Origin of the sequence: Comamonas sp. AG1104 (assembly GCF_003350425.1) — a bacterium.
In the GTDB taxonomy this organism is placed as follows: domain Bacteria; phylum Pseudomonadota; class Gammaproteobacteria; order Burkholderiales; family Burkholderiaceae_C; genus Comamonas; species Comamonas testosteroni.
Genome location: NZ_QQAS01000001.1, coordinates 488,970 through 513,933, shown reverse-complemented (window position 1 = coordinate 513,933; position 24,964 = coordinate 488,970). Strand labels below are relative to the sequence as shown.

Annotated in this window: 18 protein-coding genes; 8 read left to right on the top strand and 10 right to left on the bottom strand. The window is 61.6% G+C overall.

From position 1 onward, the window contains the following. Positions 1–5: 5 nt before the first annotated feature. The 3 genes from DFO48_RS02285 to argA all read left to right on the top strand — a co-directional run bounded on the left by DFO48_RS02285 (position 6) and on the right by argA (position 3,774). Positions 6–995, top strand: a complete 990-nt coding sequence (locus tag DFO48_RS02285; protein WP_114862402.1) for a type II secretion system F family protein — start codon at positions 6–8, stop codon at positions 993–995. A 27-nt stretch (positions 996–1,022) separates the two neighbouring features. Then, positions 1,023–1,934, top strand: a complete 912-nt coding sequence (locus DFO48_RS02280; RefSeq protein WP_003079637.1) for a type II secretion system F family protein — start codon at positions 1,023–1,025, stop codon at positions 1,932–1,934. 493 nt (positions 1,935–2,427) lie between these two features. Next, positions 2,428–3,774 carry an amino-acid N-acetyltransferase gene (gene argA, locus DFO48_RS02275; protein WP_003079639.1) on the top strand — a complete coding sequence of 449 codons (1,347 nt, stop codon included), beginning with the start codon at positions 2,428–2,430 and terminating at the stop codon, positions 3,772–3,774. 132 nt (positions 3,775–3,906) lie between these two features. On the opposite strand, the gene DFO48_RS02270 is transcribed toward argA, so the two are convergent. Then, entirely contained in the window at positions 3,907–4,722 is an 816-nt protein-coding gene (locus DFO48_RS02270) for a helix-turn-helix domain-containing protein (protein ID WP_003079642.1), read from the bottom strand. 275 nt (positions 4,723–4,997) lie between these two features. Between DFO48_RS02270 and DFO48_RS02260 the strand changes: the two genes are divergently transcribed. The 3 genes from DFO48_RS02260 (at position 4,998) to DFO48_RS02250 (ending at position 10,195) form a co-directional block, all read left to right on the top strand. Continuing rightward, entirely contained in the window at positions 4,998–6,677 is a 1,680-nt protein-coding gene (locus DFO48_RS02260) for a 2-isopropylmalate synthase (protein WP_003079645.1), read from the top strand. 244 nt (positions 6,678–6,921) lie between these two features. Further along, positions 6,922–9,315 (top strand): adenosylcobalamin-dependent ribonucleoside-diphosphate reductase, encoded by a 2,394-nt coding sequence (locus DFO48_RS02255; protein ID WP_003079648.1) that lies wholly within the window; start codon positions 6,922–6,924, stop codon positions 9,313–9,315. 232 nt (positions 9,316–9,547) lie between these two features. Beyond that, positions 9,548–10,195 (top strand): dihydrofolate reductase family protein, encoded by a 648-nt coding sequence (locus DFO48_RS02250; protein ID WP_114862401.1) that lies wholly within the window; start codon positions 9,548–9,550, stop codon positions 10,193–10,195. Positions 10,196–10,609: 414 nt separating this feature from the next. Here DFO48_RS02250 and DFO48_RS02245 read toward each other — a convergent pair whose 3' ends face one another. The 8 genes from DFO48_RS02245 to bla form a co-directional block, all read right to left on the bottom strand. Beyond that, on the bottom strand, positions 10,610–12,040 hold the full coding sequence (locus tag DFO48_RS02245; RefSeq protein ID WP_114862400.1) for a chloride channel protein: 1,431 nt from the start codon (positions 12,038–12,040) through the stop codon (positions 10,610–10,612). Between the two features lie 277 nt (positions 12,041–12,317). Next, complete coding sequence (locus tag DFO48_RS02240) at positions 12,318–12,674, bottom strand: DUF3325 domain-containing protein (protein WP_114862399.1); 357 nt, start codon at positions 12,672–12,674, stop codon at positions 12,318–12,320. Beyond that, positions 12,671–12,988: a hypothetical protein gene (locus DFO48_RS02235; RefSeq protein WP_233506279.1), complete on the bottom strand. Its 318-nt coding sequence runs from the start codon at positions 12,986–12,988 to the stop codon at positions 12,671–12,673. Before DFO48_RS02235 ends, DFO48_RS02240 begins: the two co-directional genes overlap by 4 nt. Next, entirely contained in the window at positions 12,985–14,631 is a 1,647-nt protein-coding gene (locus DFO48_RS02230) for a PepSY domain-containing protein (RefSeq protein ID WP_114862397.1), read from the bottom strand. The genes DFO48_RS02235 and DFO48_RS02230 overlap by 4 nt, the downstream gene beginning before the upstream one ends. Positions 14,632–14,641: 10 nt before the next feature. Next, complete coding sequence (locus DFO48_RS02225; RefSeq protein WP_233506278.1) at positions 14,642–17,239, bottom strand: TonB-dependent siderophore receptor; 2,598 nt, start codon at positions 17,237–17,239, stop codon at positions 14,642–14,644. 99 nt (positions 17,240–17,338) lie between these two features. Next, positions 17,339–18,334: a FecR family protein gene (locus DFO48_RS02220; RefSeq protein WP_114862395.1), complete on the bottom strand. Its 996-nt coding sequence runs from the start codon at positions 18,332–18,334 to the stop codon at positions 17,339–17,341. After that, positions 18,331–18,798, bottom strand: a complete 468-nt coding sequence (locus DFO48_RS02215) for a sigma-70 family RNA polymerase sigma factor (RefSeq protein WP_114862394.1) — start codon at positions 18,796–18,798, stop codon at positions 18,331–18,333. Before DFO48_RS02215 ends, DFO48_RS02220 begins: the two co-directional genes overlap by 4 nt. Positions 18,799–19,233: 435 nt before the next feature. Beyond that, positions 19,234–20,139, bottom strand: coding sequence for a class A beta-lactamase (bla, locus tag DFO48_RS02210; protein ID WP_003079671.1), 906 nt, complete (start codon positions 20,137–20,139; stop codon positions 19,234–19,236). A gap of 113 nt (positions 20,140–20,252) precedes the next feature. On the opposite strand from bla, the gene DFO48_RS02205 reads away from it, so the two are divergent. Continuing rightward, a complete protein-coding gene (locus DFO48_RS02205; RefSeq protein WP_114862393.1) occupies positions 20,253–21,116 on the top strand; it encodes a LysR family transcriptional regulator in 864 nt (287 codons plus the stop codon). A gap of 177 nt (positions 21,117–21,293) precedes the next feature. After that, positions 21,294–21,971 (top strand): glutathione S-transferase, encoded by a 678-nt coding sequence (locus DFO48_RS02200; RefSeq protein WP_114862392.1) that lies wholly within the window; start codon positions 21,294–21,296, stop codon positions 21,969–21,971. Between the two features lie 113 nt (positions 21,972–22,084). Here DFO48_RS02200 and DFO48_RS02195 read toward each other — a convergent pair whose 3' ends face one another. After that, positions 22,085–24,763: a hypothetical protein gene (locus tag DFO48_RS02195; protein WP_147282721.1), complete on the bottom strand. Its 2,679-nt coding sequence runs from the start codon at positions 24,761–24,763 to the stop codon at positions 22,085–22,087. Between the last annotated feature and the right edge of the window lie 201 nt (positions 24,764–24,964).

Sequence of the window (24,964 nt, the reverse complement as noted above, 5' to 3'; positions counted from 1 at the left end):
CCGCCATGCTGTCCTTTTTCTCTTCCCACTCGATCCTGGTAATCATCGGTCTGGTGTTTGCAGCAGTGCTCCTGCTACTGGAAGCACTGCACACGATCTGGAAGCAGTACAAGAGTCCTGAGGCAAAGCGGCTTGAGCGCCGGCTCAGAGCCTTGTCAGCAGCCGATGACAACAGCAATCCGACCAAGCTGGTCAAGGAGCGCGTACTTAGCGATATGCCCAGGATGCAGCGTGTGCTGCAAACCATGCCGCGCGCCCACCAGCTAGACCGCTTCATTGTTCAATCAGGCCTGGACTGGACGGTTTCGGGCTTGCTGCTAGGCAGTGCAATACTGTTTGCGCTAGGTATGCTGACAACCGTCATGCTTCGCCAACCCATGGAGCTGGGCGTGCTTTCAAGTCTGGTGCTGGGCTCCCTTCCATGGCTGTTTCTGCAACGCAAAAGACTGCAGCGCCTGAAACGTATGGAGCACCAACTCCCAGAAGCGCTGGACCTCATAGCGCGCGCATTGCGCGCAGGCCATGCATTTTCCGCAAGCCTGCAAATGGCTGGAGAGGAACTGACCGAACCTATCGCCGACGAGTTCCGCCTGGTGCATGACGAAATCAACTATGGCACATCGCTACAGCAGGCCTTGAGCAATCTGGGTGAGCGGGTACCGATCACAGATTTGCGCTACTTCATCGTCGCCGTACTGATACAGCGCGAGTCTGGCGGCAACCTCACCGAGATGCTCAGCAACCTGAGTCGCCTGATCCGCGAGCGGCTCAAGCTCCATGCCAAGGTCCGCGTACTCTCCGCTGACGGGCGAATGTCGGCCTGGTTCCTGGGCTTGATGCCATTTGGACTGGCCGCTCTGCTCAATCTAATGAATCCGGAATTCATGCATCCGCTCTGGACTGACCCTATTGGCATCACCATTCTGAAATGGTTGGCCGCACTGATGGTCATAGGTCTGTTGCTGCTGCGCCGCATCGCCCGTATCAGGGTATGAGTCCATCTGAAACGCAAGGAGTCCTCCATGTTGATCGTCGCCCTGCTCACTTTCACCGCCGTCATGCTGGCTGCTGGAGCCTTGTTCTTCTGGGCAACGCCAACAGTCGCCGAGAGGCGCTTACAGTCACTTACACCCACCTCTCAAGACAAGGGGTGGACAGAAACAGTCGTCAAGCTGGTCGGCCCATTTGCACACCTGTCGTCACCCACCAAAGACAGTGATGCAACGCCATTGCGGCTGCGCTTTCTGAATGCCGGCATCCGCCACGAGAGTGCACCACTGCTGTACTTTGGAGTCAAAACGCTGCTGCCTCTTGCTTTGGGGCTGACGGTGTACTCGCTCATGCGGGCAGCCAGCAAGGCAGACAGCACCCAGCTATTGTTCTTCCCCTTGGTGACCGCTCTTGTGGCCTGTTACCTGCCGAATCTGGTTCTGCGCTGGATGGCCTCGCGCCGCAAGCGCGAGATCTTTGAAAACTTTCCCGATGCCGCTGATTTGATGCTGGTCTGCGTAGAAGCAGGCATGGGCCTGGATGCCGCGCTGGGCAAGGTAACCGATGAAATTCGCATCAAAAGCGAAGCCCTGGCAGAGGAGCTCCACTGGACCAACCTGGAAATGCGTGCTGGCAGCACTCGCGAAAAATCCCTGCGAAATCTGGCGGCCCGCACCGGTGTAGATGAAATTCACACTTTTACGGCCATGCTGACGCAGGCAGACCGATTTGGCACCAGCATAGGCGAATCGCTCCGGGTTTTCTCGGATGATCTACGCCACAAACGGCAGATGCGTGCCGAAGAGCTCGCCGCCAAGATCCCCACCAAGATGCTGCTGCCGCTGGTGACCTGCATCTTCCCGGCCATCATCATGGTGGTTCTGGGTCCGGCCATCATACGAATCGTGCGCATGATCCTGCCCATGATGGGCGGCAGCATGTGAGGGCTTCAACAGGGGGTCGGATTCGCCTCTCGGACGAGATATCCTGAAAGTAGTCGCGACATCTTTGACCTAATCCACAGGGACAGCCATGACCTGCAGAGAGCATGTGCTCTCTCTATGACGCCTGGATTGACAATCTTGAGCTGGCCCCCTCTCGACGTGGTCGAAAGATGCGCCATGAAATGAGCAGCACGGAAAAATCTGCGCAAACGGCAAACGGCAAACGGCAACCGGCAACCGGACGATTGACCGAGTGTCTATCTTTGCCTCGCATGGTTTCGACGCTGACTGCCACTCGGAGCTCTGCTCAAATACAAGCCGTCATTTTTTGAAAACTTCACGCCACAAAAGCCACAAACTGTGCGATCAGCGCGCACAAACCCTGCAACAACCTGCTAAGGCAAGCGAGTAGCCGCTACACTTTGCGCCTCAGGCCTGCGTAATACCCGACGCGGGCCTTTTTTCCCGCTTTTCGAGGTTTTCGCGCACTGCCATGTCCACCGTCTTCAACTTCACCTTTGTTCCCTGGTTCCGGTCTGTGGCCCCCTATATCCACAAGTTCCGACACCAGACCTTTGTGGTGGGCCTGACCGGTGAAGCCATTGATGCGGGCAAGCTCAGCTCCATCGTCCAGGATCTGGCCATGATCCAGGCCATGGGCGTCAAGATCGTGCTGGTGCACGGCTTCCGCCCCCAGGTCAACGAGCAGTTGCGCCTCAAGGGCCAGGAGCCGCGTTATTACAACGGCATGCGTGTCACCGACTCCATAGCACTGGACTGCGCTCAGGAAGCGGCCGGCCAGCTGCGCTACGAGATCGAAGCCGCCTTCAGCCAGGGTCTTCCCAACACACCCATGGCCGGCGCGCGCGTGCGCGTGATTTCGGGCAACTTCCTCACGGCCCGCCCCGTAGGCATCGTCGACGGTGTGGATTTCATGCACTCCGGTCTGGTGCGCAAGGTAGACGTGGAAGGCATTCGCAGCGCCCTCGACTCAGAAGCCATGGTGCTGGTCTCGCCCTTCGGCTTCTCGCCCACGGGTGAGGCGTTCAATCTCAGCATGGAAGAAGTGGCCACCCGCGTGGCGATCGAGCTCAAGGCCGACAAGCTGCTGTTCCTGACCGAAGTGCCCGGCGTGCGCATGGACCCCAGCGGCCCGGCCGATGAGAACAACCCCATCGATACCGAGCTGCCGCTGGACGCCGCGCGCCGCCTGCTGGCCCAGCTCCCGCCTGCACAGCAGCCTACCGATGTGGGCTTTTACCTGCAGCACTGCGTGCGCGCCTGCGAGCATGGCGTGGAGCGAAGCCATATCCTGCCCTTCTCCACCGACGGAGCGCTTCTGCTGGAGATCTATGTGCACGACGGCATAGGCACCATGGTCATTGACGAAAAGCTCGAAGAACTGCGCGAGGCCACGATCGACGACGTGGGCGGCATCATTCAGCTTATCGAGCCCTTCGAGCGCGACGGCACGCTGGTCAAGCGCGACCGCACCGAGATCGAGCGCGATATCGCCAGCTACACGGTCATCGAGCATGACGGCGTGATCTTCGGTTGCGCGGCCCTGCACCCCTACCTCGAGGCCAAGACCGCCGAAATGGCCGCCGTTACCGTCTCGCCCAAGAGCCAGGGTACGGGCGATGGCGAGAAGCTGCTCAAACGCATTGAACAGCGCGCACGCGCCCTGGGCTGCGAAACCATGTTTGTGCTGACCACGCGAACCATGCACTGGTTCATCAAGCGCGGCTTTCAGCCCGTGGAGCCCGAATGGCTGCCGGAGGCCCGCAAGGCCAAATACAACTGGGGCCGCAAGAGCCAGGTACTGGTGAAGAAGCTCTAATCCGCCTTCATTATCAAAAATGGCTTTCAGCGCTTGATGAACAAGCGTTGGGGGCTATTTTTTTGGGGAGTAAAAGATGCGTGCAGCAGGCGCAGGCGGCGCAAGCCGCGGCTCTGTGTGCAGCAAGGCCGGCTAACGTGGCGTCGCTCTGTCTGCCACAGCCGCAAATTCCGACGGCGGGCGGCCGAACTGTTTGCGGAAAGCCGCCGAATAGGCGCTATGGCTTTCATAGCCGCTTTCCAGCGCCACGGTGGTGATGGGCATGCCCTGCAGCAACTGGGGGATGGAAGCCATCAGCCGCATCTGCTGATACCACCGGCCCCAGTTCATCCCGGTGCTTTTCAGAAATCGACGGTGCAGCGTCTTGGGCGTCAGCGCGTGCTGCCGGGCCAGGAGTTCCACCGTGGTGCGCTGCGCCGGTGCACCCAGCATGCTCTCGCAGATGCGTCGCATCAGCGCATCTTCAGGCCAGGGCAGGTAATACGGCAGCGGCGCCAGCGCCTGCAACTCCTCCAGCAGCAGATCACCCAGCAGCGCATCGCGCGGGCGATGCGGCCCCTGATGGGGCAAGTCGACAAGCGCCGCCATCAGCTCCCTGACCAGCGGCGAGACGTGGAGCACGCAGTCCCGGGCCGGCAGGCGTGCCGACCATGCCTCCTCAATAAACAGGCCAAAGGCTCGCACCGCCGTGGTCGCCGTGATCCTGTGCAGCATGCCCGGGCGCAGCCACACCGCAGTGGTGGGTGGAACCAGCCATTGCCCGCAAGGGGACTCGACCAGCAACACGCCTTCCGAGGCATAAATGAGATGGCCGCGCGCGTGGCTGTGCTGCGGCACCACATGACCAGGCGGGTAGCGTTGTTCCACGCCGGTGACAGGCAGTGACGAGGCCTGGGCATGCTGCAAATCCAGGGCATGTGCACCATGTTCGGGGGAAGCAAAACCCATGAAATATGTCCAAATCTCTACAACAAATGAATATCTATCGATAGAAGTCTATACCTTTGGCCGCATAAAGTAGCCCCACTGTCTGCATCAACAAGCATTTTTGCCGTGAAACACTGCCACCCGCTTTCGCTACGCCTACTGGCTCTGACATCTGGTCGGGGTCTGCATGCACGTGTTCGCGCATGGTCCCATCCTGGTCTTCCCAGACCCCGGCCTTAGCCAGCCCCATCCGGGCAGGGAGACCAGGTGATCGTTTCTTCAACTCCAAGGTCTCTATGCTGGCTGATCCTTCTACCAAATACCGCGCATTTCCCGTTGTGGACTTGCCCAACCGCCAATGGCCTGGCCGTACATTGACGCAAGCGCCCGTGTGGCTGTCGACCGATTTGCGCGACGGCAATCAGGCGCTGTTCGAACCCATGAACCGCGAGCGCAAGCTGCGGCTGTTCCAGGAGCTGGTCGCCATCGGCTTCAAGGAAATCGAAGTTGGCTTTCCCTCCGCTTCGCAGACCGACTTCGACATCGTGCGTCACCTCATCGATGCCCAGCTGATTCCGCATGACGTCACGCCCATGGTCATCACCCAACTGCGTGAGGACCTCATTGCCACCACGGTGCGCAGCGTGGCCGGCGCGCGCCGCGTGATCGTGCACCTGTACAACGCCGTGGCCCCGGCCTTCCGCGAAATCGTCTTTGGCATGGAAGTGCCGCAGATCATTGCCATGGTGGAGCACCATGTGCGCCACCTCAGGCAACTGACCGAGCAGCACCCCGAAACCGAATGGGTGCTGCAGTACTCTCCGGAAACCTTTTGCATGGCCGAGCTGGACGTTTCCCTGGCCGTGTGCAATGCGGCGATTGCCGCCTGGGATGCCGGCCCCGAACGCCCCATGATCATCAATCTGCCGACCACCGTGGAGGTGACCACCGCCAATGTGTTTGCCGACCAGATCGAGTGGATGGACCGGCGTCTGGTTCGGCGCGAGCACATCACGCTTTCGGTGCACCCCCATAACGACAGAGGCACTGGCGTGGCCTGTGCCGAGCAGGCCCTGCTGGCCGGTGCCCAGCGTGTGGAAGGCTGCCTGTTCGGCAACGGCGAGCGCAGCGGCAATGTGGACCTGGTGACTCTGGCCCTGAACCTCTACACCCAGGGTATTGCTCCGGGCCTGGATTTCTCCGACATCGCCGCCGTGGCACGCATCGCCGAAGCCTCTACGGCCCTGCCCATACATCCGCGCCACCCCTATGTGGGCGATCTGGTGTTCACAGCATTTTCCGGCTCACACCAGGATGCGATTGCCAAAGGCTTTGCGGCGCAGAAAGCCGATGCCCCATGGCGCGTGCCCTATCTGCCCATAGACCCGCAGGACCTGGGACGTACCTATGACAGCATCGTGCGTGTCAACAGTCAGTCCGGCAAGGGCGGCATTGCCTTCTTGCTGCAAAAGGACAGAGGCATCACCATGCCGCGGCGCATGCAGATTGAGTTCAGCGCCATTGTCCAGGCCTGGGCCGACAGCAGCGAAACCGAGCTGAGCAGCACGCAGATCTGGGAACTCTTCGAAGCCACCTACCTGCATGCCCAAGCCGAATCTCGGTCACTGCGTTATGAAAGCCACCGCCTGTTCGACAGCCCGCAAGGCCAGGGTATCGAACTGCACTGGCACGATGCCGACGGGCACCCCAGACTGCGCAGCGGCATCGGCAACGGCCCAATTGCAGCCACCGTCGCTGCACTGGAGTTGCCGCTGCGCATCGACAGCTATGAAGAGCGCAGCCTGGGCAACGGCGCCGATGCCTGCGCCGTTGCCATCATCGAAGCCGCATTGCCTGGCGTGCCCGGCTCTCGATTTGGCGTAGGCATGCACGCGAACATCGTCACCGCATCGGTGATGGCGCTCGTGAATGCCGCTGCGCGCTTTGAGGGGGACATGATTCAGACCCGCGCGTAGCCTCGCTGCTTCGCCCTATCGTCGGCCGACACCATTTGAAGCTCGGCCTGCGCGGAGCCCTCCCTCATACGCCGACCCGGTCTTTTCCGTCTAGTTTGGGCCGGTCTGTCACAATTTCGGGGCGGGCCCGTTATGCCGATGGAGGCCTCTGCCCACTTGGTGCATCGGCGATGTTGCGCTGCGTCACAGCACTACCAAGCAGTCTGCGCTACAAAGTCGACATCCGATTTGCATGAGGCATGCCATGAACACACTCCCTCCTCAGGCCATCAGCCAGGATGTACTGGCCGAAAAATATCTGGCTGACGGCGAGCAATCCGAGCAAGACCTGTTTGCCCGCGTGGCACGAGCCCTGGCAGCAGTTGAAAAGCCTGAACTTCAGACGCATTGGGAGCAGCAATTCCTGGCCAATCTGCAGCGCGGTGCCATCGGTGCTGGCCGCATCATGGCAGCTGCGGGGCTGGACACCAAGGCCACATTGATCAACTGCTTTGTGCAGCCCGTGGCCGACGCCACCAATGGTTTCGACAGCCAGGGCAACCCCGGCATCTACACAGCGCTTTCTCAGGCGGCCGAGACCATGCGCCGCGGTGGCGGCGTGGGTTATGACTTCTCCAATCTGCGACCGCGCGGTGCGCTGGTGCGTGGCACCAACTCCTTTGCATCGGGCCCCTGCTCCTTCATCGATGTCTTCGATGCATCCTGCACCACGGTGGAATCGGCCGGTGCGCGCCGAGGAGCCCAGATGGGTGTGCTGCGCATTGACCACCCCGATGTGCTGGAGTTCATCACCGCCAAGCGACAAAAAGGCCGCTGGAACAATTTCAATGTCTCCGTGGGCGTGAGCAGCGCCTTCATGCAGGCGGTCAGGGACGATGCCGAATGGGAGCTGGTGCATGTCGCCAGCCCCAGCGAGGCACAGATACAGGCCGGCGCCCATCGCCGCGACGATGGTCTCTGGGTCTATCGCAGCCAGCCTGCGCGCACGCTGTGGGATGCCATCATGCGCTCGGCCTATGACTTCGCCGAGCCCGGCATCCTGTTTCTCGACAATATCAATGCCGACAACAACCTCTGGTATGCCGAGCAGATCGCCGCCACCAATCCCTGTGGCGAGCAACCCCTGCCGCCCTATGGCTGCTGCGATCTGGGCCCCGTCATACTCACGCGATTTGTGCGCGAACCCTTCACACCCCAGGCTTTCTTCGACATGGAGGCCTTTCGCGCCGCCGTCACGGTTCAGGTGCGCATGCTGGACAATGTGCTGGACGCCACCGTCTGGCCCCTGCCCGAGCAGCAGCGCGAAGCGCAGCAAAAGCGCCGCATCGGCGTGGGCTTCACAGGACTGGGTGACGCGTTGATTCTGCTGGGCCTGCGTTACGCCAGCGATGAAGGCCTGCAGCAGGCCGAATCCATAGCCCGCGCCATGCGCGATGCGGCTTATGCCGCATCAGTGGAGTTGGCACAGGAAAAAGGAGCCTTCCCGCTGTTCAACGCCAAGCAGTATCTGAAAAGCGGTTTTGCCAAACGCCTGCCCAAGGAGCTGCGCGCCGCCATTAAAAAATATGGCCTTCGCAACAGCCATCTGCTGTCCATCGCTCCCACAGGCACCGTGTCGCTGGCCTTTGCTGACAATGCGTCCAACGGCATCGAGCCCGCCTTTTCCTGGACCTATACGCGCAAAAAACGCACGGCCGACGGCGGCGAGCAGTTCTACACCGTGCAGGATCACGCCTACCGACTCTACAAGGCCTTGCACGGTGACGAGGCCTCGCTGCCCGAGTGCTTTGTCAGTGCGCTGGAACTGAGCGCCAGCGAGCATGTGGCCATGATGCGCTGCGTACAGCCCTTTATCGACACCTCGATTTCCAAGACCGTCAACATCCCGGCCAACTATCCGTTCGAGGACTTCAAGCACCTCTATATGGAGTGCTGGGAGGTTGGTCTCAAAGGCTGTGCCACCTACCGCCCCAACGACACACTGGGTGCGGTTCTCTCCACAGATTCAGCACCTAACCCCTCCCAAGCGCTTACCGATACAGCACAGACCGCTATCAATTCCTCAGGCGCCGGCGGCCTGACGGCCGTGATCGAGCGTCGCCCCGAGGGTCCGCTCAATGCCGTGGTGGACAAGATCGAATATTTCACGCATGACGGCATACGGCGTCTCTATCTGGTCGTCAGCTTCATGGTTGTCGACGGTGTGGAGCGTCCCATCGAGTTCTTCATGCCCGTGGGCCAGACTGGCGAGAGCCAGCAATGGATCACGGCCACCATGCGCAGCCTGAGTCTGGCCGCGCGTGGCGGTTTTCTCGACAAGGCCCTGGCTGATCTGCGCAAGGTGGCCTGGGATCGCGGCCCGGTGCGCTACGGCAGCAGGACGCGTGACGATGGCAGTCGCATCCCGCTCTGGCACGACAGCGAAGTGGCGCTGCTGGCCTATGCGATTCAAAGCATCATCGCCAACCGCGGCCTGCCCCAGCCGGCGCCCAGCACGGCGGCCACGCCGACATCTCCGCCCGAGAGCAGTGTCTCCGTCAGCGGCCAAAAGTGTCCCGACTGCGGAGCACACGCCATGATCAGAAAGGATGGCTGTCAGTTCTGCACCGCCTGCGGCTTTGTGGGGTCATGCGGTTGAAGATGGGTAGTTTCAGTCGCGATCAAGCTGAGCAGCGAATTGGATGACTGAGTCCGCAGCAGCATCCATTCAGATTCAGGCGGATACCCGAAGCAGCGGTCCGACCTGGCTTCGACCCCAACACGCTGCGCTCAACAATGCGACGGGTTGCCGAGGCATGTGGAAACGCTAAGTACAGACGTTGATATCGAGGCCTTCGATCATCGCTCGCTCATCTGAAAGGTGTTCCGTCATGAAAGTCAAAGTCCTCTGCTTCGGCATCTCGCTGGACGGTTACTCCGCCGGCCCCAACCAGGATCTGCAGAACCCGCTCGGCGTCGGTGGGCCTGAGATCCTTGAGTGGTTCTTCCCCACCCAAGTCTTTCAGCGTATGCATGGGGGGTCTCAGATCGGCGAAACAGGTGTCGACAATCAGATGGCCGAGCGCTCCTTCGAGAACATCGGTGCGTGGATCCTTGGGCGCAATATGTTCGGCCCGATACGCGGCCATTGGCCTGACGAAAGCTGGAAGGGCTGGTGGGGCGATGAGCCGCCTTATCACGTGCCCGCATTTGTCCTGACTCACCACGCGCGGCCCACACTGCACATGCAGGGCGGCACTGATTTTCACTTCGTCACGGATGGCATTGCATCGGCGCTGGAGCAAGCCAAGGCAGCCGCAGGTGATCGCGATATTCGCATTGGCGGCGGCGTAGATACCGTGCGACAGTTCCTGCAGGCGCGGCTGGTCGATGAGATTCACCTCGCTGTACGTCCTCTGTTGATGGGCTCCGGTGAAAACCTCTGGCAAGGCTTGGACATGCGTGCTCTGGGCTATGAGATCGCCGAGGTGAGACAGGGCGAGCGGGCCATGCATGTGATTGTGCGCAAACAAGCGTAACGCCTGCAAATTGGGTCGCACTTGATACAGCTGGCGTACTCCTGGCAGTCCGGACTGCCCAAGCCCATTGGCCTGACGCTTGTGTCGGTCAAGGGCCAACCGCGATGGCCAGCGGCAGTCGTATCCAGGACGCTTGCTTAACGCTTGGCTTCGGAAGTCGAAAAAGATGACCGGCTGGAACGATAGGCCAGATCGGTGCTGCAAGTGGCCTCAGTCGTAGACGTCACATACCTCACCAATGGCGAGGTCGCCCCACTTCTCGCTCATTGGATATCACATGCCTGTAGGCCTGACTCACCGACTGCGCCTCGCGTCCAGAATCACCTGAACTACTGATTTCACCCGAGCACAACCACCGTTGACCCAAGCCGGTTCAATTCCGCGTAGACGCTGCTCGTGGATTCAACCGACAGCCTAGCCTTGAAGCGGCTTTTGCAGTGCATCGGACTCGGATGACTCATTCAGTGCCACTGGCTGTGTGGACTCCGCTGGAGCCGCAGCCGTTTCAGGCTCCGGCTCCTTGGGCAAAGAGGCCCTTGCCACCTGGAGCATGTGCAAGGCCAGCGATTCATACAGCGGCCGCGCAATCATGCGCGAGATCATGCTGGCGATCATGGCCGATGCCATGAGGCTCAGCACCAGTGAGTGGCCGTCCACCATCTCCATCACGATGATGAAGGCCGTCAGCGGCGCCTGGGTGACCGCCGCCAGAAAGGCCGCCATGCCCATCGCTATCAATGCAGGCGCTATATCCGTGGTTCCAGCAATCGATGCAACGTTATTGCCCACGCCTGCACCAATCGACAGCGAGGGCGCAAAGATACCGCCGGGTACGCCCACCCAGGCCGATAGCCAGGTAGCGATGAATTTGAGCGTGACATAGAACTCGGGCACATCGGCCTCGCCCTGCAGCATATGCTTGACGGCTTCGGAGCCCGCACCAAAGGTGGCGCCGCCGGTGACCACGCCGATGACGGCAATCAGCAGGGCCAGCACTGCCGCAAAGCGGATGGGAAAGCGTGACCTGAGTTTGTTGAGACGCTCGGAGGACGAAGTCAGCGAGTGGGTCATGAGCTTGGCGAACAAGCCGCCCAGCACGCCGCAGGTCAGCGCCACGGCAAGACAAGGCAGCAGGTCACGCCAGCCGAGCTCTGCCACACGAATGCGGCCAAAATAGCTCAAGTTGCCGAAGACCGAGACCCCCATCAGACCGGCCAGAACAATGGCCGCGATGATGAGCCCGCTGGAGCGCGACTCCAGCTTGCGCGAGAGTTCCTCAATTGCAAACACCACACCCGCCAGCGGAGCGTTGAAGGCTGCGGCAATGCCCGCCGCTCCACCGGCCACCAGCAAGGCATGGGTATTGATGACGGACTTGGGCCCCAGCCAGCGTCGCGCCGAATGCATGACGCCGGCAGCCACCTGCACAGACGGTCCTTCCCGCCCTATCGACAGCCCCGCAAGAAAGCCTGCGCTGGACAGCACGATCTTTGCAAACGACAGCCACAGCGACACAAAGCGCTTGCGCAGACTGGCATCGACCGATGGCTCCAGCGTGGCAATCACCTGCGGGATGCCCGAGCCGCTGGCACCTGGAGCCCATTTGCGCGTGGCCCAGACCGCTGCCGCCGTGATGGCCGGCATCCAGATCAGCACCAGCCAGCCATTGACACCGTGGTAGATGCTCTCGAAAAATCCGAATGCTGCCTCTGCCAGCAGCGTGAAAGCCACCACGCTCAGGCCCGCTGCCGCGGCATAGGCCAGCACCACCGTCCGCTCCAGCCAGCGCTTTCCGTCGCGCATCTCCTCATTGAGGTTGTGAAAGAAATCTGGCTCTTGCTGCATGGGCGGGCAATCGTTTCGGGGCGGCTGGAAAAATGGGTGAATAGCCACATTCTGCGCCCGCCCAAGGGCTTGCTAAATCGGCAATAGCCACAACGATTGCCCACACAGGTTTTTTACGATAGCCAACCGAGCGGCACATATATTTCAAATCACCGGGCTAAAGCCCGAGGGAATGCACATGCGGTCATGCCGCGCAGACTCATCTCCGCCATGGCGGTGACAGGCCTCTGTATCCAGGCCTGCTGGCTCCAATCCGGTAGCCCTCATGCCGTATCGGTCATTCCGTGCATGCGACCAAAAGCGTCACGGCCAAGGCAGCCAGACCTCCCATGGCCACCAGCACCGCACCGGACCTTGGCATGTAGGCGAGCAGCCATGCGAGGGCCAGCGCGGCCACACACAGGTCGCCCAGCCAGACGATGACTCCCACCGCAGCACCCCACAAGCCCGTGCACAGCCACAGTGCGAGCAGCATCAGCGCTGCCCCCATCAGGCGCAACACGACCCGCAGCGCGGGCCCGGGCTCGCCGCGCGATACAAGCTGATCGCAATGCCTGTCCATGGCCTGGCTCAGCACCAGCATGCCTGCCAGACACAGCGCCAAGGCACAGACCATCACTTGCCACAGACTCATGCCACACCTTTCAGCGCCTGCAGCGCGACCGCCATCACGGCAGCCGAGCCTGCCATCCATGCCGCCACTTTCGGCAGGCTGCGCACATGAAAGACCCAGAGCGCCACTGCCGTGTAGAGCACAAAGCTGAGCAAGGTAGACAACAGCACGGCAGGTCCACGCTGCATGGCTCCCACGGCCACAAGCACATGGGCCATCACGGCGCAGGCCAGCGCCGTGAGCGCATAGCCGCCCAGCGCGGCCATCAACACGCGCAGCAGCACCGCCCAGCGATGGCGCCTGGTCTGTGCTCTGGTCATTGCCGCCGCTTTCATGTGAGACCTCCTGAGATCGCGCCACGGCCCGCACGCGGCTGCACCATGTTCTTGCTACGCTGCGACTTGTCATGCCGCCATGCGCCCCAGGCAACCAGCAGCCCCAACGCCATGCAGGTCAGCTCCAGTCCGCCCCTCTGACCATCGCCCTGCGCCAGATACATGCCCACGTGCTGGCCTGTAGTCATGGCATTGAGCAGCGGCAGGCCCAGGCACAGCAAGGCCACAATCCATAGCTGTTCGCGCCAGGCCTGGCGCGCCGTGCGCAGCAGCGCATGCAGCAGGCTCAGAGCCCAGACCGCAAAGAACACACGAATTTCCCAGTGGGAACGCGCCTCCAGTACCAGGGGCAGTAGACGATTGCCATACAGATAGGCAATGGACGCCAGCGCCGAGCCTGCCAGCGCTGCCACATTGAGCGCATCGATGCAGCGGTACACGGAATGCGTTGCCACGCCCCATTCGTTACCGCTTTTTGCTCGACGCTTGACTGCAAACAGTATCGATCCGGAAGCAATCATCGCGGTGCCGATCAGACCCAGGACAAAGTACAGCCACTTCATCGTCCAGCCACCAAAGGTGACCAGATGCAGCGCGCTGATGAAGGGATAGGTGTCGCTTGCGAAACTACTGGACGGCCGATTGGCGGGCGGCTGCAGCAGCTGGCCGTCGACGGCATCGAAGGTCGCCGAATTGGCGACATTGACCATTTGGCGCGTCGCCGCCGTATCGGGCTTGCCTTCCATGAAACGCACCGTGGCCCGACCGTGCTCGGGTCGCTGCATCGACACCTCCACCACAGGCTGCGCCAGCAAGGACTGGGCATGCTGTGCAAGGCTGACAAGATCCGCACCGGCAACGGTAACGGCAGGCGCATCTGAAGCCGCTTTCACCTCGGGCCTGGCCTTCAGCTCGGACTCGTAGCGGCTGTAGGCCGAATGGTCCTGCCCAAACAGCGATTGCAGCGGCCAAGGCATATAGCTGGTGTAGAAATGCGCGAGTCCCGTGTAGACGATCATGAACAGAAACGGCAGCGTGAGCACGGCCGATGCATTGTGTGCATCCAGCCAGGAGCGCTGGCCCTTACCGGGCCGGAAGGTAAAGAAGTCCTGAAAAATGCGCCGGTGCACGATCACGCCGGAGACCAGCGCCACCATCATGCACATCGAGACCAGTCCCACCACCCAGAAGCCAGCGATACCTCCCTGCAAGGAATAGTGAAAGGACATGAAATGCCGGCCGCCTTCGGTCTCACGCGTGGCGGGTTCGGGCAAGGCTTCGCCCGTCTGTGCATTCAGGCTGGCCTGCAGATCGCCGTCCTGGGCACGCGCGAATACCTTGACCCCATCGCCTGTGTGCAGCGGCAGACCGATGCGCCAGATACTCGCATCCGGCGCCGTCTTGCTCAGGTGCCGCTCGGCCAGCCGCAAGGCCTTCAGACGCTCGTCCAGAGAAAGCGGCTGATGGCCGCTTCCCTCCAGTGGCAATCCCTGCATCCATCGCGTGATGGGCTCACGGAACACACTGATCGAGCCCGTCAGAAAAATGGCGCAGAGCAGCCAGCCGCACACCAGGCCGCACCAGGTGTGCAGCCATGACATGGTCTGGCGAAGTCCGGGCTGAGATGCTGGCTTGCCGCTCATGTCAGCCCGCTCAGAACGCGCCACGCAAGGTCAGCAGCACGCTGCGCGGCTCGCCATACCAGTTGCCGCTACCCGAGGTTCCAACCGTCTTGTAGTAAGTCTTGTCGAACAGATTGTGCACATTGAGTGCAGCCGACCAGTTGCGATTGATACGGTATTGCACGCTGGCGCCCCAGACGGCGTAGCCGGCCTGAGTGAAGCGGAAGGGAACGGCATTGCCATCGTATTGGCCCGATGCCGGGTTGTAGCTGTTGGCCGTACCGCTGACATAGGTGGCGCTTTGCAGCGTCACGCCGCCGCCCAGCGTCCATGGCGAGAGCTGCCCCTGCAACTGATACGTGCTCCACAGCTTGAACAGGTGCTTGGGTGTGATGGAGCTATAGACCAGTTGCGACGGGTCGGTCTTGTTGCGATTGTGGTTGTAGGTATAGCCGGCAAACAACTGCCAGCCTTGCGCCAGCTGACCGGTCACTTCCATGTCCAGCCCCTGGCTGATGATCTTGCCCTGCGCGACATAGCAGCAGCTCAGGCCCAGATTCCCCACATCCGTTTCCGGATAACGCGGATCACGCACCGCCTGCCCCTTGCGCTCGATACGGTACAAGGCCAGCGCAGTATTGAGCTTGCCATCGGCGAGCTCCCCCTTCATGCCCAGCTCGAAGCTGCGCCCCTTGATCGGGTCCAGCGCAGCCCCCGGTGCCGGCCCAGCCAGCATATTGGCCTGCGACTTGTGGATCTCGGTCACGCTGCCATAGGCTGTCCACTGGTTGCCCAGGTCATATACCAGGCCCGCATAGGGGGTGAAGATGCCGCTTTCGCTGTAGTACTCGCGACCGCTGGCCCGAACACTGCCATCGGCGTTGTAGTTGATATATGGCGTGTCGTAGGAGTAGCTGGCATATCGTCCTCCGACAATGGCGGTGAGCTGATCCGTCAGGCTCAGGTTGGCACGACCATAAAAGCCTTTTTGCGTGGCACCATAGCCGGGATAGCTGCGCGTCATACGTTCACGTACCGCTGGGGGTATTCTGCCGGGATCGAACGCATAGACATTGGTCAGAGACAGCGGCGTATCCATCTCGGAGTAATAGGTGTCCTGATCGTCACGGACCTTGCTCCAGTCCGCGCCGAGCAGCAAGCGGTGCTTGCGACCGAACAGCGAGAACGGGCCGCTGGCATGCACATCCAGGCTCTTTTTCTCCGAACGAAAGTCGTTGGAAAAGCCGGTCCAGTTGGCGCCAAGACCTGTTGCCGGGTCAACGGCTCCGCTGAGGCTGGCCAGCCGTGCATCGCTGTCCACCTTCTGATAATTGAGCTGGGCCTTTAGCTTCCAGTCCCCCGCCAGTTGCTGGTCGAGCTGCGCAAAAACCTCCTTGGCGCTCTTGTCGTAGTGGCTCCAGCCCGCCATCAGCGCGGTTTTGCGGGACAGCTTCAGATCGTCGCCATTGGCAGCTCGCGGCAGGCCTTCGCGCCAGGGAGTGGCCTTGAGCTTGTCGTAGCTGGCTCCCAGGCTCACACGTGTGGAGCTTGTCACATCGGCCTCCAAAATGCCGTAGAGCAAGCTGTTTTGCGAATTTGCTCCGCGATAGAAGAAATCCTTGTCCGAATGCGCGAGCACAGCACGGCCACGCAGGCTTCCTGCTTCATTCAATGGACCCGCGACATCCAGCTCGGCCTGCTTGCGACTCCAGCTGCCGACGCCCACCGAGCCCAGAATCTGCCTTTGCGCCGTGGGACGCTTGCGCACCAGATTGATGGCGCCGCCAGGCTCCCCATTGCCGCTGAACAGACCGTTGGCGCCGCGCACCACCTGCACGCTGTCATACATGGCCAGATTGGGGTCGAACAGCTGCTGACTGAAAGCGTCCACGCTGGCTCCGTCGATCTGCACATTGCTGATCTCGAAGCCGCGCGACAGAAACTTGGTGGCCGCACCGCCGAGCCCTCCCGCACCGCCATAGTCCACCGTCACGCCGGTGGTCTGCTGCATCACCTCCCCCACATTGCTCATGGCCTGATCTTCAATGCGCTGGCGCGTCACCACCGAGATCGACTGCGGTGTCTCGCGGATGTCCTGCCCTTTGCCCAGGGACACATGCGAGGCGGCATACGAGCCGCTGCCCTCCGTGGCTTCGCGCTGAGCCTGGGCCGTCACCGTCACTTCGCCTAGAACGCCGCTCTGGCCGCTGTGGCGACGCACGGTGATGGCCGCCCCGACAGGGACAGCCTCCAGCCCACTCCCCGCCAGCGCCTTGGCCAGCGCCTCGTTCAAGGTCTGAACGCCTTGCAGCGCAGGCGCCGTGCGGCCTTCCACCAAGGCTGCGTCGGCCGAAACCGACACCCCCCAGGTGCGGGCCAGTGCATTCAATGCCTGCCCCAAGGGCTGCGCAGGCAAGCTCAGGCTGTGCGATGTGGACATGGCCGCCTGGCTGCTGACGGCCTGGGCATGGGCCGTCGGCAACACCGCCAGAGCTGACCATGCCAGACAGGCCATGGCACTGGCCAGAGACACTGCGCGCAAACCGCCACAATGTGAACCCGCAGCCTGTGAACCTGCAGCCGTACCCTCCTCTTGTTCAGAAGAAAAATGAGAGTGATTTCTTTTCATCAGATGAATCCTGTGAATTGCTTGTCAAAGTGCTTTCACAGTGAAGACGCATGAAACGGCTTGTACCGGACAAAAATTTTCAGCCGGCCAGGCCTGCCGTCAGCGCCGGAGGATGGCGACTCTGCCATCGGGCAGCGACTGCACTCGCACCGGCAGGGAGCGCGGCAGACTGGCGATGAAGATGGCAGGCTCGCGCAGCTTGAAACTGCCGGTCAATCGCAGGGCTTGCAGAGAAGCTGCATCGTCCAGCACCATCGGCTGGGTCAGGTAGTCATTCCAGCGCGCCACGACCTCGGGAAGTGGTGTGTGGTCAAACACCAGCCAGCCTTCACGCCAGGCGCCCACATCCGCCGCGTTCAGGGAGTAAGGGGCAAGCTGGCCGTCTGCCCCCAGGCGCAAGCCCTGGCCTGCGGTCAGGAGCGCGTCGGGGGGCCGATCGGCCATGCCGCCCTGCTTCCACACTGCCACACGCCCCTGAGCAACGCTGACCTGCAGGCCGGCAGGCCGCAGCGCCACGGAGAAAACCGTGCCCAGCACACGTACGCGGCCCAGGGCCGTGTACACCTCGAGGGGTCGCTCTGCGTCATGGGCTACGTTGAGCCGGATTTCGCCCTGTTGGAGATGAACCTCGCGACGCTGGCGATACAGCAGCACCGATGCGTCGGTGCCTGGCGCCAGATCAAGCTGGCTGCCGTCGGGAAGTTGGCGGCTCAGTTGCTGGCCATGACCTGTATGCAGCGCCATCTGCTCCGTTGGCTGCAGCCAATGCCAGCGGCCAAGCATGCCGGCCAGGCCCGCCACACCAGCTACCCCCAGCACGGACAGCGCACGACGGCGGGTCTGCTGCACACGCGCAGAATGAGTCGCGGGCAAAGGCATCTCGCCCTGCAAGGCACTGCCTTGTGTCGCAGCCCAGCCTGCCATGGCCGCCTGCGCCGCCTGTTCGTTCGCAGGTTCCCTGGCACGCCAGCGCGCCAGCGCCTCGGTCGCTTCCTGCGCCGCTTCAGGGCTTGCGCCATGCTGGCGCGCAATCAGCAACAAGGCGTGCTCCAGCCGCTTGCGATCCGGCATGCCGAAGGAAACGTCGACACTCATGAGGTCAGCCCCATGCAATCACACACGGCGCGCACCACATGCTTTTCAATGGCGGCTTCGCTGATATTCATATAGGCTGCGGCCTCGGCATGGCTGAAGCCATAGATGCGCACCAGCACAAACACCTCGCGGCGCTTGCGCGGCATGGCCTGCAAACGGCGAGACAGCAGGGCCAGTTGCTGCTGCCCTTGCAACTGACGCTCGGGCGAGGGAGCTTCGTCCGCAGCCACCACGGCCAGTGTCTGCAGCATGCGGGCTTCGGCAGTGCGGCGGCGCGCATCGTCGATCACGATGTTCTTGCCGGTGCGAAACAGCAGTGCCCGCAAGTCCCGTATTGCAAGATCTTGCGACTGCATGGCAAATACGCGGGCATAGCTTTCCTGCACCACATCAGCAGCCGCATCCCGGCTATTGAGCGAGCGAGCAAAGAAACTGACGAGTTCTGCGTAATAGTGCGCAACCACGGATACACCTCGACCTCTTGCGAGGCATGCCGCCCAGGCTCTGGAATCGGCCGCAAAGCATGCAGCTACGGAGCGGGAAAGCGCAGACTCTATCAGAAAATGAGAATCAATCTCATTGATTGGCGAATCTCAAAGCCTCTTCGCATCGATGCAGAGCCGGCGTCGCGACAGGCTTTGAACTTGCGTCTGCATCGCTGGCGCGGCTGGACGAGCTCCACCCCGGGTCATCTCCGGTGCTCAAACCTTCAGGAGTGGCAACTGCTGCTTGCCCGGTGTTCCGGCCCGGGCAGGCAGCACAGCTCAGGCCAGAAAGGCCAGCCCGCAGCGCGTCTTGCTGAAGGCAATCGAGTGGACGGCCAGACCCCTGCAACAGCGCTTGTTCCAGGCCGGCAGGCATGCAAGATCCTTGCCCACCATCGAAATGGCCACGGTGCTTCAGATCGCGTAATACCAGCGTTTGACCGCTTCGCCAGCCCTGGCCAGCACGGCCTCCCGACCCGCACCATCGAGCTGACTGCCAGTCAGGTAGGCCGTCACCAGCAGCGGCGCAGATTGCTCGGTAGGCCAGACGATAAGGGTGTCGCAGGCCGTACCCCTCTCGCCGCTGCCCGTCTTGCCACCCACCTTCCAGTCGCCGGGCATGCCGGCACGCACACGCTTGTCGCCGGTACGGCTGTCCACCAGCCATTGCTGCAACAGGGCGCGGGCATAGCCCTCCAGCACATCGCCCAGCAGCAACTTCTGCAGGCTTTGCACCATGGCCTGCGGCGTCGTGGTGTCGCGCTCATCGCCGGCCAGCGCCGTGTTCAGCGAAGGTTCGTTGCGGTCCAGCCTGGTGGTGCCGTCACCCAGTTCGCGCAGCCATTGCGTCAGCGCCGCCGGCCCGCCGCTGGCCTCCAGCAGCACATTGGCCGCCGTGTTGTCGCTGACGAGCACCATCGCTTCGCACAGCTCCTGCACCGTCATGCCCCCATTGGCTCCCGCCCGCTTTTCGGATATCGGCGACCATGCCACGACCTCGGAAGGAGAGTAATAGAGCTTGCGCCACAGACGAATCTCGTCTCTTTGCGCCAGATACAGCACACGTGCTGCGAGCAAGGTCTTGAAGGTGCTGCACATGGGAAAGCGCTCATCGCCACGCCAGCCTGCCTCGGCACCGCTGACGGTATCCAGCACATGCAGTCCGAATCTGCCCTGAGACTGAATTTCCAGCGCCGCCAGCTCGTCGCTCAATGTTCTCGCTGCTGCGGCTTGCTGCTTGGAGATAAAAGCACAGCCGCTCAGTCCCCAGGCCCCCAGACCCAAGGCCAGTCCTGTTGTCAGCATGCTGCGTCGTTGCATAAGATCCTCTTTTGGTTAACTGCCATGGTTTGAAGCATAAATCGGTAGATTCTTACGAACCAGCAGTAATAATTGACGCAATCCATTAGAAAAACTTTTACTTCCATCGTCCCATGCAGCTTCCACTGAACGCCTTGCGCATGTTTGATGCAGCAGCCCGTCACCTGAGCCTGACCCGCGCAGCACAGGAGCTGCATGTGACACAGGCCGCCGTCAGCCAGCACATCCGCAATCTCGAAGAACGCCTGGGCAAACCTTTGTTTCGTCGCCTGCCGCGTGGCTTGGTCCTGACCGACGAAGGCCAGGCTTTGTGGCCCGTGGTAGCGCAGAGCTTCGAGCGCATAGAACAATCGCTGCAGCAGGTGGCAGAGCCACGACCACGTGAAATTCTGACCGTGGGCGTGGTCGGCACTTTTGCCATCGGCTGGCTGATCCCCAGGCTGAGTCAGTTCCAGCAGTTGCACCCCTATATAGACCTCAGGCTGCTGACCAATAACAATCGCGTGGATCTGGCCGGCGAAGGGCTGGACGCCGCCGTGCGCTTTGGCGACGGTGCCTGGCATGGCACGCACGCGCAGATGCTGCTGCGCGCACCGCTGTCTCCCATGTGCACTCACGTGCTGGCACAACAGCTGCGCGAGCCTGCCGACCTGGCCCGGCAAACCCTGCTGCGCTCCTATCGCACCCAGGAATGGGAAGGCTGGTTTGCCGGCCTTGACCAGGCAGCCCCGCTGGCGCGCGGAGCCATGTTCGACTCTTCGCTGACACTGGCCGAGGCCGCCGCTCAAGGCGCAGGCGTTGCCTTGCTGCCGGCGCGCATGTTCGAGCACATGCTGCAGCAAGGCCGGCTGGTGCGCCCTTTTGCCCATGAGGTCGACACCGGCGCCTACTGGCTGACCTATCTCAAGTCGCGTCAGGCCAGCTCCGCCCTGCAGACCTTCAGACAGTGGCTGATGACCCAGCTGCAAACTGACTGAAGCAAGCGCTCTGCAATGGATAAAACCTTTTCGGGTCAAGAGTTTCAAGCTATCAATCCGTGAGCACTCCACCGCACCTAAGCCGCACAGGCCTGCATGGCTTCAGAGCAACAGGTACAGTACACGCCCAGCAAGCGCCATGGCGCTTTGGTTTTATTCATCTCATCAGACACCGCCTTGACTGCCGCCGCCACCCTGCCCGTCCTGTACTCCTTCCGCCGCTGCCCTTATGCCATTCGCGCCCGTCTGGCGCTGGCCCACGCGGGCCTGGCTTGCGAACTGCGTGAAATCAATCTGCGCAACAAGCCACAGGCGCTGATCGACGCATCGCCCAAGGGCACGGTGCCCGTGTTGGTACTGCAGGACGGCAAAGTCATTGACCAAAGCCTGGAGGTGATGCTGCATGCGCTGCGCGACAACGACCCCGATGGCTGGCTGCAGCCCACGCATGGCAGCCTGGAGGACATGCTGGCTCTGATCGAGCGCAATGACAGCTTCTTCAAACAGGCTCTTGACCGCTGCAAATACCCCGAGCGCCACGACGCCGAGACCGTGAACCAGGCCCAGGCCGATGCGCTGACCTGGCTGTCGGCCCTGAACGATCAGCTCGAAGAAACCGGCTATCTGTTCGGCCTGAACCCCAGCCTGGCCGATATGGCACTACGCCCCTTTGTGCGCCAGTACGCGCGCATCGACGAAGCGCAGTGGAATGAGCAGCCTTGGCCTCATCTGCAGCATTGGCTGCAGCGCTGGATCGACTCGGCCCTGTTTGCCGAAGTCATGGAAACCTATCCGGGCTGGGTGCCAGGCACGACTGGAGCTACGTTTGTCAGCGACAGCATTGAAAGTCTTTGATATCGAATTCATAACTGCATGCGTTTACAAATATGCGCTGCGCCCCAATTTCCATATAAAAAGCCCCCGCAACACAAGCTGCGGGGGCTTTTTATATAGCGCTCACTCCTCGATCAGTAGTAGCCCACCATGTTGATATACCAGCCCTTGGCCCGGTAATCATCCACCTTGGTCAGGTCGCCCTTGAAGTCCGTAAAGTTGTAGCCCACGCCCACGCGCAGATTCTTGGTCAAATCCCGGTCCACTCCGACCAGCCAGCCGTTCTTGTCGCCACCGTCCTTCACACCCAGCCAGCGGTATTCGACCAGGGCATGCCACTGGTTCATCACCTCGTAGCGGGCCTGCACGGCGGCAAACGTGGTGGCGGAGTCGAACCATTGCCCTGTGCCACGCCCGAATCTTGCCTTGCCTTCGCGGTGGGCGAATTTGACGGCGCTCTCCCATTTCTGGGTCCAGCGGTACACGCCTTCGAGCGAGACCACATGCGACTGCTGGTCATAGTAGGCGGACGAGGTGCTGGCCGTTCCGTCCCAGCCAACCTGGCCCAGTGAGCTCATGTCGTAGAGATAGGTGTAGCGACCGAACAGGCCCCAGCGGGAGCTGTCCCAGGGTCGGTAGGCAAAGCCGATACTGCTTTCGACCAGCTTGGCGCCGGCTTCGGCGTTGTTCCTGTCCTTGGTTTCCGAGTAATTGAGCTTGCCGGCGATGCGCCAGCTGTTGTCCACCTTGTGGGTGAGGTAGTTGGTGAGTACCCATTGAGTACGGTTCTCCGATCCGGAGTCACGGCGCCATTCAACCTTGCTACTCCAGTTGGTGCGCACATTGGTGCGCCCACCGTAGAGGCTGATGGCGTCACGACTGACGTTACCAGTGGAGGCCGTCAGGTCGCCATGCTGCAAGGTGTAGCCCAGGCGCCAGTTCTGGCCGGGGTAGAAGTCCATGCCAAAAGTGTGGGCCAGGCCAGAGCCGCTGCGCGGATCCTTCAAGTACTGGCTTTCGTTGAAGATATTGGTGCGCTGGCTCAGGCGCCAGCGCTGGCCCAGCGTCAGGCCGGGGCGCTTGCCGTTGTTGAACAGACTATCGTACTGGGTGGTGTCGGTGGAGACGGTGTAGGCACCATAGAAGCTGTGCTCGGGCGTGAGGCGGTATTCGCCCGACATGGTCAACGCATTGCCCCGGCTGCCATGGGTAGCTTCGCCGCTGACGGACGACTGGTTGCCGAACAGGTAGCGGGCGCCTGCGGTGACAGCGTCGTTGTTACGGTATTTGCCGCCGTCGTTGTCGAGTGTGGCCTGACCAATGCCGTAGAGCTCCAGCGAGGGGTTCAGGCGCTGGCTGTACTTGAGCGCTGCCAGCGTGCCGATGCCCTGACCGCTGTAGCGATCTTCGTCGATGCGGCGCACTTCGGCCGTCAGCGCACGCCTGTCGTCCATGCGCCATTCGGTGGTGACCTGGCTCTGGGTGAGCGACTCGCCACCTCGCTCGGCACGACTGTGCTTGGCGTAGAGGGTCATGTCGGGGCGCAGCTCGCCGAGCAGCTCGGCGCCATATTCGGTGACGTCCTGGCCCAGGTAGTCGGTGCGGGCGGTGGAGAAGCCGGCATCGACCTTTCGCCACCAGGCGCCGGTGCTCCAGGCGCTTTGGGTTATGCCCTGCTCTTGCAGATTGACGCGGGCTTCGACCGAGGTGGCATCACCCTTGCGGGCTGCAGCGGGGTTCAGGCGGGTAAAACTCAGACCGCCGTTATCCGAGAAAAAGACGGGCACACTGGTGGATTCGCTGTGGCTGCGCTCGACCTTGAGGTATGTGCCACGGCCGGCCTGCAGGGTGACGTCCACACTCTTGAGCTTGTAGTCGTCGCCTTCGTTCTGCTCATCGACATAGGTGCCGCCCACGGCCACATGCTCGCCAATCCATTGCTTGCCACGGCCACCCAAGGTCATGTTCTTGCGCAGATCGCTGGGGGCGTATTCGTAGTCCACCAGCAGGCGCTGCTCGTAGCCAGACAGCGGCGCATCCCGGGTGATGGAGTTGTTGCTTTCGCTGGCGATCTGGGCCAGCGGTCTGCGCGTGATGATGCGGCCCTGGTAGGAGTCCACTTCGTAGTCCGCGCCCCGTACTAGTTGCTGGGTGCTGATGGTGCGGCCCGTGGCCCGGTCACGCACTTCCAGCATGACGATGTCGGAGCCGGGCAGGATGTCGGTGTGGCGCAGGTAGTAGAGACTGCCGCCCGTGCCCAGCAGCTCAGTGTGGCCATGAGCGGTGTTGCTGTCGGAGGCAAACACGCGCAGCTGGGATTTTGCCTCACCCAGCTGGGTGGTTTCGTTGCTGCGCAGGCTGGCCGCTGCGCCATAGAGCGAGCGCTGGTATTGCGCAAACTCGGTGCCGGTCAGGCCAGTGGCGTAGTTGCCCCAAAGGGCCTGGTTTTTGTCCCAATCGGCACGCAGGTACATGCGGCCCTGGGTGTCGACGTCCCGCGTCGTGGTGGAGTCATCACCGTAGGTCAGGTAGTACTGATCGGGGTCGAGACGGCGGAAGACATCGCGTGCGTAGGTGTCGGTAAAGCCGTTGAAGAGGCTGCCTATGGGGCGCTCGGTGGTGTCGGCCTGGGCAGTGATGAGGTATTTGGACTTCAGTTTGGACTTCAGATAGAAGGCCAGACGGGCGTCGGTGAGCAAATCTTTGTCTCTGCCCTCTTCCTTGAAACCTTCGTGCGAGCCACTGATGCGGTTGCCCTGCAAGGTGACGTCGGCCAGGGCCACGCCAAAGAAGTATTCGCCGCTGACGTCCACGCCCAGCTTACGCTCGACCTTGCCTCCACGGCCACGTCAAACTCATGCTGGCCCACGGGCATCATGTATTCAGCAACGAACTTGCCCTCCAGATCTACGGGGTAGCTCTGGTCATTGATCTTGAGGGTCGTACCTTCGGGAATGTTGCGGCCCTGCACGCGAATGCGTGAGCCGTAGAACGGAATATTCTGCAGGCGCAGA